Origin of the sequence: Serratia sp. SA088, assembly GCF_049065515.1 — a bacterium.
GTDB lineage: Bacteria > Pseudomonadota > Gammaproteobacteria > Enterobacterales > Enterobacteriaceae > Serratia > Serratia nematodiphila.
Map to the genome: position 1 here is coordinate 1 of NZ_JBAKGW010000003.1, position 13183 is coordinate 13183.

The following is a 13183-nucleotide window of genomic DNA, read 5'->3' on the forward strand; positions in this document are numbered from 1 at the left end:
AGCGCCGATGGTAGTGTGGGGTCTCCCCATGCGAGAGTAGGACACTGCCAGGCATCAAATAAAACAACAAGCCTCATGCGAAAGCATGGGGCTTTTTGTTTTGTCTGTTATCTGGCGTTCTGCCCGAGCATGGGCATCCTGAGACGAATTGTGTAGGACAAATCCGCCGGGAGCGGATTTGAACGTTGCGAAGCAACGGCCCGAAGGGGGGCGGGCAGGACGCCCGCCATAAACTGCCAGGCATCAAATAAAGCCGAAAGCCCTGAACTGACGTTCAGGGCTTTTTGCTGTGCGTAAAACGTAAAAAAGCGCAGCTACGCTGCGCGGTTTTCCCCCTCCTCCTTATTCTCCGCCAGCGAGCCAGAGAAAAGGCCCCGAAGGGCCTTTGATTAGGGTGTGTTTGCTTTTTTCACTTATTATTCGATCAATGCGAGCTGCCCTGGGAGATGCCCAGCCCGGTTTGCGAACGGACAAACTGGGCCCGGAAGCGTTCCCGCTCCTGCTGCCCGGCCAGCGAGCTGTCGGTGATCGAGAACAGCCAGGTACCGACAAAGGCCACGATCATTGAGAATAGCGCCGGGTATTCGTACGGATAAATCGGTTTCTCATGGCCGAGGATCTGCACCCAGATCGTCGGGCCGAGGATCATCAGAATCACCGCTGTTAACAGACCCAGCCAGCCGCCAATCATCGCGCCGCGGGTCGTCAAACGCGACCAGTACATCGACAGGATGATGATAGGGAAGTTACAGCTGGCGGCGATGGAGAACGCTAGCCCGACCATAAAGGCGATATTCTGCTTCTCGAACAAAATCCCCAGGGCAATGGCGACCAGCCCCAATACCACGACAGTGATCTTGGAGACCTTCAGCTCATCGCGCTCGGTCGCCTTGCCATTTTTAATCACGCTGGCGTACAGGTCATGGGACACGGCCGAGGCGCCGGCCAGCGTCAGGCCCGCAACCACCGCCAGAATGGTGGCGAACGCCACCGCCGAGATAAAGCCGAGGAAGAAGTTGCCGCCAACGGCATTGGCCAGGTGCACCGCCGCCATGTTGGTCCCGCCCAGCAGCGCGCCGGTGGCGTCTTTGAACGCCGGATTGGCGCTGACCAGCAAGATGGCGCCGAAGCCGATGATAAAGGTCAGGATATAGAAGTAACCGATAAAGCCGGTGGCGTAGAACACGCTCTTGCGCGCTTCCTTGGCGTCACTCACGGTGAAGAAACGCATCAGGATGTGCGGCAGGCCGGCGGTGCCGAACATCAGCGCCAGGCCAAGCGACAGCGCGGAAATCGGATCGGACACCAGCCCGCCGGGGCTCATGATGGCGACGCCTTTCGGATGCACCTTCACCGCTTCGGCGAACAGGGTATTGAAGTCGAAGTTGACCGACTTCATCACCATCAGCGCCATAAAGCTGGCGCCGGCCAGCAGCAGCACCGCTTTGATGATCTGCACCCAGGTGGTGGCCAGCATGCCGCCGAACAGCACGTACAGCACCATCAGAATGCCGACCAGGATCACCGCCACGTGGTAGTTGAGCCCGAACAGCAGCTGGATCAGTTTACCGGCGCCGACCATCTGCGCGATCAGATATAGCGCCACCACTACCAACGAGCCGCAGGCCGAGAGGGTGCGGATCGGTTTCTGCTGCAGACGGTAAGAGGCGACATCGGCGAAGGTATAGCGGCCGAGATTGCGCAGGCGTTCCGCGATCAGGAACAGAATGATCGGCCAGCCGATGAGGAAGCCGATGGAGTAGATCAGCCCGTCATAGCCCGAGGTGTAGACCAATGCGGAGATGCCGAGGAATGAGGCGGCGGACATGAAGTCACCGGCGATCGCCAGGCCGTTTTGCAGGCCGGTAATACGCCCGCCCGCGGTGTAGTAGTCCTGACGGGAACGGGTGCGTTTGGAGGCCCAATAGGTGATGTAGAGCGTGGCACCGACAAACAGGATAAACATCACGATCGCCTGGATGTTCAGCGGTTGACGATGCACCTCGCCGCCAATGGCGTCGGCGCAGGCCAGGCCCGGCAGTAACAGCAGCGCGGCGGCGGACAATAAGCGCTTCATTGTTTCACCTCGCGCAGGATCTCTGCGGTGAGGCGATCGAACTCGCCGTTGGCGCGAAACACGTAGATCCCGGTCAAGACGAAAGAGATCACGATCAACCCGACGCCGACCGGGATCCCGCGGGTGATGGTCGATCCGGCGGCGATCGGCGTACCGAGCCATTGTGGATCGAAGGCGATCAACAAAATAAAGCCGACGTACAGCGCCAGCGTAATCAGCGAAAGCAGCCAGGCGAACCGGCCGCGTTTTCTCACCAGCTCTTTAAAGCGCGGGTTTTCTTCAATCCCTTGATAAATGGTGTCATTCATCAGAGTGTCTCCAGTCGGTATTGAGAGAGTACGCCGCGCCAGGGCCGCTCAACGGCGCGTTATCCGAATGAGCGGCCTGAAGCGGCGTAAATTATGACGGCACTTTCATTGATTGTTTTTCTTCCAACAGCTTGTCGACTACGGCCGGATCCGCCAGCGTGGAGGTATCCCCCAGGTTGCTGGTGTCGCCGGCGGCAATTTTGCGCAGGATGCGCCGCATGATCTTGCCGGAGCGCGTTTTGGGCAGCGAGTCTGTCCAGTGCAGCACATCCGGCGTAGCGATCGGCCCTATCTCTTTGCGCACCCAGTTACGCACTTCGGTATAGAGCTCCGGCGTCGGTTCTTCGCCGTGGTTCAGCGTGATGTAGGCGTAGATCGCCTGGCCTTTGATGTTGTGAGGAATGCCGACCACCGCCGCTTCGGCGATTTTCGGGTGCGATACCAGCGCGGACTCGATCTCGGCGGTGCCCAGACGGTGGCCGGAGACGTTCAGCACGTCGTCGACGCGGCCGGTGATCCAGTAGTAACCGTCCTCGTCGCGGCGGGCGCCGTCACCGCTGAAGTACATGCCTTTGAAGGTCGAGAAGTAAGTTTGCTCGAAGCGATCATGATCGCCGAACAGGGTGCGCGCCTGGCCCGGCCAGGAATCGACGATCACCAGGTTGCCTTCGCAGGCGCCTTCCTGCGGCGTGCCGACGTTATCGACCAGCGCCGGCTGTACGCCAAAGAACGGCCGCGTGGCGGAACCGGCTTTCAGCTCAGTGGCGCCCGGCAGCGGGGTAATCATGAAGCCGCCGGTTTCGGTTTGCCACCAGGTGTCGACGATCGGGCATCTCGCGTTGCCGATCTTGTTGTAATACCACTCCCAGGCTTCCGGGTTGATCGGTTCGCCGACCGAGCCCATGATGCGCAGCGAATCGCGTCGGGTGCCTTCGATCGCCTTGTCGCCTTCGGCCATCAACGCGCGAATGGCGGTCGGTGCGGTATACAGAATGTTGACCTGGTGTTTGTCGATCACCTGCGACAGGCGATTGACGCCCGGATAGTTAGGCACGCCTTCGAACATCAGCGTGGTGGCACCGCAGGCCAGCGGGCCGTACAGCAGATAGCTGTGGCCGGTGACCCAGCCCACGTCGGCGGTGCACCAGTAAATGTCGCCGTCGTGGTAGTCGAACACATACTTAAAGGTCATCGCAGCGTAGACCAGGTAGCCGCCGGTGGTGTGCAGCACGCCTTTCGGCTTGCCGGTCGAACCGGAGGTGTACAGGATGAACAGCGGATCTTCGGCGTTCACTTCTTCCGGCGGGCAGTCTGCGGAGACGCCCTGGGTCAGCTCATGCCACCACAGATCGCGCCCTTCCTGCCAGTAGCCCGGTTTACCGGTGCGTTTGAATACCACCACGTTGGCCACGCTGACCACGCCGGGATTTTTCAGCGCATCGTCGACGTTCTTTTTCAGCGGCACGGCGCGGCCGGCGCGCAGGCCTTCATCGGCGGTGATCACCAGTTTGGCGTTGGAGTCGATAATGCGCCCGGCGACGGCTTCCGGCGAGAAGCCGCCGAAGATCACCGAATGTACGGCGCCGATGCGCGCGCAGGCCAGCATGGCGACCGCCGCTTCCGGCACCATCGGCATATAGATGGCCACCACGTCGCCTTTTTTAACGCCGAGCTGTTTCAGCACGTTGGCGAATTGGCAGACATCATGGTGCAGCTGTTTGTAAGTCACCTTTTTGGATTGGGTCGGGTCATCGCCTTCCCAGATAATGGCGGTTTGGTCACCGCGCTCGGCCAGATGGCGGTCCAGGCAGTTGGCCGCCAGGTTCAAGGTGCCGTCTTCAAACCAGCGAATGCTGACGTGGCCCGGATCGAACGAGGTATTTTTAACTTTGGTATAGGGTTTGATCCAATCCAGGATTTTGCCATGCTCACCCCAGAAAGCCTCTGGGTCTTGAACCGACTGTTGATAATACTGTTGGTATTGTGCCGGATTAATCAGGGCGCGTTCTGCAATTGCAGAAGGAATAGCGTGTTTATGCAGTTGGCTCATAGCTTTTCTCCTTGAAGTTGTTAATGATATGTCAACTGAAGGTTAAGTATAGTTTGCTACGATTCTTTGTTTCTTTTTTGCGCGGCAGATCACGCAACAAAGATATTGATTTGTAATCGTTCTGTCGCATTTGCAGGGCGTATCTATCTCTTTGGCGCTTAAATCCTCATAAACCCACGTTTTTAACCAAAAACACTTATATAAAGAACAAAAAAGAATAAACCAAAACGGACTCAACTGCCGCGAAATTAATAGATACGATCAGGGCCGCCATTATTTCTCGCTATAAATCTTTTTGGGTTGTTTTTCGCTATTAATATTCTAAGTTGGCATTAGCACGATATAACGATGGACTGCACAGCGTGAAATAACGTTTTATTAACGCTTAATTCCTGATGAAAACTCGGGAAATACCCTGTGGCATTCATCCTGCGGTATCGTTCGATTTTTAATCGAAATATAAAGTGGCGCTGCATTTATGGACGAAAGTGTCACTCGGCCAATTCTCATTTGTTTGACTTTTGAGTAACAAAATATAAACATTTGTCGTGGACTAAATATGCAGAATGGACGAAAAATAACGCATTTTAATCGCGTTCAAAAAATCGTCGTCGGCGCGGTTATGTACTTCATTATATGAAAAATTATGTTTTTAATAACAAGCAATTATGCAATTTGAAAGAGTTACGCGAAATTTTTGTGATTCGATTCAGCGCTCAAGCCTGACAAATCAAGGCTTGCAGAGCATGCCGCCCGGATGATACAGATTTATACTGCGTCGCACCCAGGGCAGGTGAACGCTTCCACTGAATTAACATAAGCCTGTAATAAATGATTAAGTATTCTTTTCGCCGTGTTGCGACTTTGTACGGCGCAAAGAGTCTTTGAGGACTTTTTGGGTATGAAAAGTGTAAAAATTAGCCTGGCTTGGCAAATCCTGATCGCGTTGGTACTGGGTATTATTGTTGGCGCGGTATTGCACAACCAGACCGAATCTCGTGAGTGGCTAGTGAGTAATATTCTCAGCCCGGCGGGTGATATCTTTATTCGTTTGATCAAGATGATTGTGGTGCCGATCGTTATTTCCACGCTGATCGTCGGTATTGCCGGCGTGGGGGATGCGAAAAAGCTGGGCCGCATCGGATTGAAAACCATTATCTACTTCGAAGTGATCACCACCGTCGCCATCGTGGTGGGGCTCACCTTGGCCAACGTTTTCCAACCCGGCCACGGCATCGATATGTCGACGCTGACCACGGTGGACATTTCGCAGTACGAGAAAACCACCGAACAGGTGCAAAGCGGTTCGCACAGTCTGGTGGCGACCATTCTGTCGCTGATCCCGTCGAACGTCTTCTCGTCGATGGCCAAGGGTGACATGTTGCCGATTATCTTCTTCTCGGTGCTGTTCGGTCTGGGGCTGTCGTCGTTGCCGAAAGAGACCAAAGAGCCGCTGCTGAAGGTGTTCAAGGCGGTGTCCGAGAGCATGTTCAAAGTCACCCACATGATTATGCGCTATGCGCCGATCGGGGTGTTTGGCCTGATTGCGGTCACGGTAGCCAACTTCGGTTTCGCTTCGCTGCTGCCGCTGGCCAAGCTGGTGGTGCTGGTGTACTTCGCCATTGCGTTCTTCGCCCTGGTGGTGCTGGGGGCGGTCGCCCGGCTGTGCAACCTGCGCATCTGGACGCTGATCCGCATCCTGAAAGACGAACTGATCCTGGCTTATTCCACCGCCAGTTCGGAAACGGTGCTGCCGCGCATCATCGAAAAGATGGAGGCTTATGGCGCACCCAAGTCGATCACCAGCTTCGTGGTGCCGACGGGTTACTCCTTTAACCTGGATGGCTCGACGCTGTACCAGAGCATCGCCGCCATCTTTATTGCCCAGTTGTACGGCATCGAGCTGTCGTTGGGGCAGGAGATCGTGCTGGTGCTGACGCTGATGGTGACCTCGAAAGGGATCGCCGGCGTGCCGGGCGTCTCGTTCGTGGTGCTGCTGGCCACCCTGGGCAGCGTCGGCATTCCGTTGGAAGGCCTGGCGTTCATCGCCGGCGTGGACCGTATCCTGGATATGGCGCGCACTGCGCTGAATGTGGTGGGTAACGCGCTGGCGGTATTGGTGATCGCCAAATGGGAGCACCAGTTTGATCGCAAGAAGGCGCTGGCCTACGAAACGGAGTTCCTGGCGCAGAAGGTGAAGCCGGCCAACCAGGCCTAATTACCGAGTATCGCCGACGTTGAAAACGCCCCAGGCAGTTGTGCCGGGGCGTTTTGTTTTTATGGCTCTTCAACCGGCCACTTTCTTTTCTCTGTCCTACTGCGCGACTTGCATCCCCGCTTAACAGAATCTAAAGTGTTACCAAATTAATAGAAATGATAATAGATGTTATTATCATTTTCATTTGATGATGTATGGAGACACGCAAAGCCGTTGAACGGTGGGGTTACGCCCGTTCGGCGTCTTTATTCAGGCTTATCAAAGGTAGGTAACATGTCGGACACCGCTTTGGCCTCTGAATGGTTGCCGCTGGCGCCAGCGCAGCTTGATTTCTGGGAAGAACACACCTTGCACCCTGGGCAGACTCTGTCCACCGTCGCACATTGCACCGAACTGTGTGGCGCGGTAGAGGAAGAGACGCTCTGCCGGGCGATCGCCACCACTCTCGCCGAGACGCAGGCGTTTGCCTTGCGCTTTGGTGAGCGGCATGGCGACGCTCCCCCGTCGTTACGTTACGATCCACAGTGCACACCGCCATTGCAACGTATCGATCTGCAAACGCACGGCGATCCCTGGCAGGCGGCGCAAAGCCTGATGCGCGAAGATATCGCGCAGCGCCGGGCGCTACATAGCGAGCCGCTAGCCGCAGCCTGGCTGCTCAAATTGGGGCCGGAGCGCTACCTCTGGTACGTGCGTGCGCACCATATTCTGATTGATGGCTTCGGTATGGCCCTGATCGAACACCGCTGCGCCGCGTTATATGCGCACTATCTGGGTGAGGGTAGCGCGGGTATGCCCCTGGGTGCCTTTAATGTCTTTCAACAGGCCGAGCTGGCCTACGCTGATTCTGAGCGATGCGAGCGCGATCGGCGCTTTTGGCAGAACTATCTGCCGCCGTCGCAGGCGCTGCCGACGGTGCGCAAGGGCGGCAGGGAGTATGGCGTGCGACGCCTGAGCGTCAACCGTCGGTTGCCGACAGAAGTCGCGCAACGTCTGGCGCAGCAGTCGGAGCGCAGCGGCATCAATTGGCCCGACTTGCTGGTGGCGCTGTCGGCGGCCTGGCTGTTTCAGGTGATGCCGCGCGGTACCCGGCAGGGCGATATGCTGCCGATGTGGATGCCGGCGCTGAATCGCCGCGGGCAGGTCGCCACCAACGTGCCTTCGCTGGCGGTCAACACGCTGCCGCTGCTGGTATCACCGCCGCAAGCGGAGACGCTGGGGAGCTTTCTCACCACGCTGACGCAGCAGCTGCGGGAGCTGCGCAGCCACGCCGGCTACCGCCTGCGCCAACTGGCCGCCGATCGCGGCGTGGATCCGGACTCGCGCTTCTTTATTTCCCCTTTCATCAACGTGCAACCCTTCGATGCGCCCCGTTTTACCGGCTGCAGCGGTACGCGCAGCGTATTGGCCGGCGGCTCGGGCGACGGTTTCAACCTGACGTATCGCGGCCGCACCGACGCCCGCGATCTGCAGGTGGATATCGACATTTATCTGGAACAGTTCCCGACGGAGGATGCGCTGGACTATGGCGAGGCGCTACAAGAATTTCTGTTGCGTGCGCTGCAGCGGGAAGCCTGGGAGCAACCGCTGGCGGCCCTGACGGCGTTGCCCGCCTGAGAAAGTGCGGGCGGGAGGATGCTCCCGCCCGAGTGGCAGGACTTCAGCTGGCCAGCAACGCCGCCACTTCGCGCGCGTTCTTGCACGGCAAGAGCGAACTGCTTACCAGACGGGTGCCGAAAGCGTCATTGAGGCGCGACGCCACCTGTTTGATATGCGGCAGCTTCAGCCCCATGGCGATAAACGCCGTCTCTTCCCCCCATTCCGGGCGTGGGGTCACGCCGATCGCCTGCCAGTAAATGGTCAGGATCTCGGCGCTGCGCGCCAGCGGCGCGTTCGGCGGCGGGGCCGCGCAGGCGTTCAACGCCGGCGCGGTTTGCTGGTGGCTCAGGTCGGCGCGGATGCGATGGCGATCGGTTTTACCGTTGGCAGACAGCGGCAGCGCCTCGGCATGGATAAAGCGCGTGGGAATATGGGTACAGGGCAGATAGCCGGTGGCGAAGGCGCGGATCTCGGACAGCGGCAGCGGTTTGCCGTCACGGGTCAGATACAGGGCGCCGAGCGCCGCCTCGTTGTTCTCTCCGCTGGGATAATCCACCACTACCATATCCAGGATCGCCGGATGGCGGCGCAGCACGTCTTCGATTTCCGGCAGCGAGACGCGCACGCCGCGGATCTTCACATAGCCGTTCACTCGGGTGGCGAACATGATGTTGCCGTCCGCACGGTAGTAGCCCTGATCGCCAGTGCGGAAAGCGCGCAGCGGTTGTCCGTCCGGCCCTTCGAGGGTGATGAAATCGTGCTGCTTCAGCTCCCCCTGCTCCAGGTAGCCCAACGCCAGGTTCACCCCGGCGGTATGGATGCGGCCGACCACGCCGGCCGGGCAGTGGCTGCCGTCGTCATGGCAGATGAAGTAACGGTTGGCGGGCAGCGGGCGGCCGTAAGGCACGGTGCCGCTCTCCTGCGGGGCGATCGGGTGCCAGATGCTCCAGATGGTGGTTTCGGTCGGCCCGCCGAGCGAGAACAGCGCGAGATCCGGGCGCAGGGTTCGCAGGGTTTGCACCGTCGCCGGCTTGATGTAGTCGCCGCCTTGCGCCACCAGGCGCAGCGAACGCAGGCTGTCGGCCGTTTTGCAGGTGAGCAGCATCTCCAGAATGGCCGGCACCGAACACCACAGGCTGACCCGATGTTTTTCCACCAGCTGGTTCCAGCTGATGGCGTCTTTTTCCTGATGCGGCGCCGGCAGCACCAGCGTAGCGCCGGCGCACAGCGAACCGAACAGATCGAACATCGACATGTCATGGTGCGGCGGCGTGACGGAAATGAACACGTCGTCGGCGGTGACCGCCCAGCGCTGCTGGGTCTGGTGGATAACGTTGGCGGTGGCGCGGTTGTTGAGCACCACGCATTTGGGCTTGCCGGTAGTGCCGGAGGTATACAGGTAGTAGCTTGCGGCCAGGCTGGCGCTGCGTTCCACCAACGTCTGTTCATCCGGCAGCGCAGGCGCGCGATCCGTCGGCGCCAGCAGGATCGCCGGCGTCACGCCGATCGGCGTCTCCAGATCGCCGCCGTGCACCACCAGCGTTGGCCGGCAGTTCTCCAGCAGGTAGGCGGTGCGTTCCGGCGGTGAGTTGATATCGATAGGCACCCAGATCACCCCCTGCAGGGCGCAGGCGAGGCTGAAGATGATCTGTTCTGGGCTGCGCGGCAGATACAACGCCACCACGTTGCCCGGCTGCACGCCGCGGCTTTGCAGGTTGGCGATCGCCGTGGCGATCCGCTGGCCCAGTTCGCGGTAGGTCAGCGTCTGTTCGCCGCAGATCAGCGCGTTGCCGCCGTTTTGTGCGCCAAACAGCCGCTCGGCCAGCTGCGCCAGATATGGATAAGGCGCGTAATTCGCTTCGCTGTCGTTGTGGCGATAATGCGCCAGATCGATGAAATCTCGCGGCGCGATCGCCAGGTCGGCGCGTTGGCAACTGCGCAGGATGCGTCGCTGCAACGCCGCCAGCATGGCTTCTACCTGCTCGCCGTGCAGCGCCTGTTCGGCGTAGTCCACGCACAGCTGCAGGTTTTTTTCGCTGTCCAGCGTCAGGCGAATATCGATGGCGACCTGCGGCGTTTGGGTCAGGCCGTCGTGAAAGCGCACCGGCGCCTCGGCCGGCAGCGTTTCCCAACCCAGACAGTTGGTCAGGATCACCGGCAGCGCCGGGCCGCCCTGGCTTTGGCCGAGTAACTGCCGCGCCAGATCGACGCCGGAAAACGTCAGGTGGTCGAGCGCGCCGAGCACATCGTCCTGCAGGGCTTGCGCGCGCTGGATAAAATCTTCGCCGTGACGGGAATAGCGCACCGCCACGAAGCTGGAGGCGTTGCCCAGGGCACCATCGGCGGCGGGGAACGCTACCGGCACCCCGACGCACAGCTCACCGTCGGTGGTCCAGTGGGCCAGCGTATCGAGGACCAGCGCCGACAGCAGGCTGTTGCGCAGCAGCGCATGCGGCGATCCCAGGCGGCCAAGCTGTTTTACCGTATCGCGCGGCAGCGTCAGGGTGGCGCGGCGATAGCGTGATGAGGTGAGATTGGCGAGCGGGGCGCGCCACGGCAGTGCCGACGGGGTGGTGACATCTTGCAGCTTTTCACGCCAGTAGGCGGCATCGGCCTGGCGCTGTGCCGCCGATGCGGCGGGGGGCGCCAGTGCGGCGGCGGTCGACGTCAGAGGGCGATCGTCGAACAGGCGCGCGATCACGGTGGAGATCCCCTGGCCGTCGAGGATCAAGGCATCAAAGCTGGTAAAGATCAGCGTATCGTACGGCGATCCCGTCGGATCCTGCTGTTCGGCAAGTTGGATCACGGCGATGCGCCACAGCGGTTGGCTCGGATCGTGGCGCTGGTGGGAGTAACGCTCGCGCAGTTGTTCGACCTGGCGCTGCGACGTTTCGCCATCAAGGGCGCGCAGATCGTGGCGATCCAGATGCAGCGTCACCTCCGGGCGTACGTGCTGCGTGCCGCGCTGCACATCGATGCAGGTGCGAAGCGCCGGGTAGTGCTGTACCAGCTCGGTCAGGCGCGCTTCAAGGCGCGGTACGTCCAGCTGCCGGGCGCGGTATTCGCGAAAGTCGTGCATCGCCACGCCGCCGAGCGGCCATCGATCGCTGCGGCCCAGAAGATAGGCCTGCTGCAGTGCGGTTAAAGCTGTCTCCATGGTACTTCCCTATAGTCGCTAACCGATTAAAACGAGCCGGGCGCCGTGCGCCCGGAAACCGATCTCAGTGCTGCGGCGCCAGCGCGGCGAGCAGCGTTTTCGCATGCCTTCCTGCCTCGGGCGACCGTTGGCAGATCAACGCCGCCAGCGCAGCCGGGGAGGGATGCGCCGTCAGATCCTGCGCCGTCAGCGCCGCCGCCAGATACTTGTTGAGCACCGTCAGCAGCGCGTTCACCCCGGCATCCGGCAAGGCCAACCGGCGGATATCGTCGTGGTCGCGCACACTGGCCTCGGGAGCCACCCGCGCCAGCAGCCGGTGCAGCACCTGGCGCACCGGCGCCTGCTGCGCCAGCGCGTCGGGCGTGCATTGCGCCAGCAGCTGCGACAGCGGGCGATCGAATGCCCCCGCTTGCCGCGCGGCCAGGTGCAGCAGCGCCCGGTAACAGGCCAGCAGGCGCGGCAGCACCTGCTCGGGGAATGCGTCCAGCCGCACGTCCCAGTTGATCAGAATGCCGTCGTCGACGTGGGCGACCTGCGCATCCAGCGCCACCTGCGGCCCCTGAGAGATCACCCAACCGAGACGGCCAAAGGTGTTGGTGACCCGTTCGGAAAACAGCGTTTTGCCGCGGATGCCGAAACCGGCGGTAAACACCACCGGCGAAGGCTGCAGGCTGCCGTGCAGGCGCGACAGATCGCGCATCACGCTGACGCCGGGGTAATCCGCATGCTCGATCAGCTCCGCCAGCTGCGTCATCAGGCGCCGGCAGAAGGCGTTCAGGTTTTCCGTCGGGTTCAGTTCCACGCCGAGCAGCACCAGGTTAGAGAAATCGCCGATGAGGCGATGTGCGTCCTCCCGTTCGCTCTCGCGGTGGAACAGCGGCACGTTGAGCCGGAAGCGCGTCATGTTCCAACCCTGGCCGACGGCCAGCGCGAACAGCGCCAGAAACAGCGTCGAGAGGGAGGTGTGATGCCGTTTGGCGACGTTTTCCAGCGCGCGGCTTTCTTCTGCATTCAGCTGTATGGCCAGGCGATCGCTGCGGCAGCGGTCCGGCGTGCGCAGCAGGCGCGGCGCCGGCGGCATCTGCGCCAGGCGTTCACGCCACCAACGCTGGCCGCGTTCGCGCCGTTGGCGCAGCGCCACGTCGGCGTCGCGTCGTTCGAGGTGATCGAAGTAGGCCGGCGGCGCGTCATGGGCTGGGGCCGCCGGACACTGGTGATAAAACGCCGTCAGATCTTCCATCAACAGGCGAAAGCTCATGGCATCGCCGGCGATCATGTCGAGATCGACATGCAGGCGGCTGCGTCCTTCCGGCAACAGGCTCAGGCTGATATCGCAGGGAACGCCCTGTTCCAGCGGCAGCAACTGGGTGCTTTTCGCCTGGCGTTTGGCGGCGAGCGCGGCCGCCAGCGTTGCTTCATCGGTGTGTCGCCAGTCGTCGAGATGCAAAGTATGCCGGGAGCCGGGAGGTGCGATCGTCTGCCTGCCATCGTCGGTAATGCGCAGGCGTAACAGCGGATGACGCAGGTACAACGCCTCGACGGCCTGGCGCAGCCGGGCGATGTTCAGCTCGCCGCCGTCGAATTCCGCATAAAGATGGGCGGCCATGCCGCCCAGAGGGGGAGCGGACTGTCGGCCAACCCAATAGGCGGCCTGCATCGTGGTCAAAGCTTTCATCGGGTATCCATTTTGATTCAGCCAACGAGACTGCAAGAATATATCCAAATGTTAATAGGAATGAAAATTATTATTATTTGATCCATTTGACGCGAGGGT

At 60.3% G+C, this 13183-nt stretch carries 7 protein-coding genes; 2 read left to right on the forward strand and 5 right to left on the reverse strand.

Translation table 11 applies throughout. From position 1 onward, the window contains the following. Positions 1-424: 424 nt before the first annotated feature. From actP to acs, 3 genes are all read right to left on the reverse strand, one after another. Positions 425-2077: a cation/acetate symporter ActP gene (actP, locus tag ACOWVD_RS08780; protein ID WP_049240033.1), complete on the reverse strand. Its 1653-nt coding sequence runs from the start codon at positions 2075-2077 to the stop codon at positions 425-427. Continuing rightward, the gene (locus ACOWVD_RS08785) at positions 2074-2385 is read right to left on the reverse strand and encodes a DUF485 domain-containing protein (protein WP_004930047.1); all 312 of its coding nucleotides are present in this window, start codon (positions 2383-2385) and stop codon (positions 2074-2076) included. The genes actP and ACOWVD_RS08785 overlap by 4 nt, the downstream gene beginning before the upstream one ends. A 91-nt stretch (positions 2386-2476) precedes the next feature. Beyond that, positions 2477-4435 (reverse strand): acetate--CoA ligase, encoded by a 1959-nt coding sequence (gene acs / locus ACOWVD_RS08790; RefSeq protein ID WP_004930044.1) that lies wholly within the window; start codon positions 4433-4435, stop codon positions 2477-2479. 901 nt (positions 4436-5336) lie between these two features. Between acs and gltP the strand changes: the two genes are divergently transcribed. Both gltP and ACOWVD_RS08800 read left to right on the forward strand, forming a co-directional pair. Next, positions 5337-6653: a glutamate/aspartate:proton symporter GltP gene (gene gltP / locus ACOWVD_RS08795; protein WP_015376334.1), complete on the forward strand. Its 1317-nt coding sequence runs from the start codon at positions 5337-5339 to the stop codon at positions 6651-6653. Positions 6654-6926: 273 nt separating this feature from the next. Then, positions 6927-8270, forward strand: a complete 1344-nt coding sequence (locus ACOWVD_RS08800; RefSeq protein WP_306377054.1) for a condensation domain-containing protein — start codon at positions 6927-6929, stop codon at positions 8268-8270. Positions 8271-8313: 43 nt separating this feature from the next. Here the strand turns inward: ACOWVD_RS08800 and ACOWVD_RS08805 are convergent, their stop codons facing one another. Beyond that, complete coding sequence (locus ACOWVD_RS08805; RefSeq protein ID WP_197800568.1) at positions 8314-11409, reverse strand: amino acid adenylation domain-containing protein; 3096 nt, start codon at positions 11407-11409, stop codon at positions 8314-8316. A 64-nt stretch (positions 11410-11473) separates the two neighbouring features. Continuing rightward, positions 11474-13084: a condensation domain-containing protein gene (locus ACOWVD_RS08810; protein ID WP_421105585.1), complete on the reverse strand. Its 1611-nt coding sequence runs from the start codon at positions 13082-13084 to the stop codon at positions 11474-11476. Between the last annotated feature and the right edge of the window lie 99 nt (positions 13085-13183).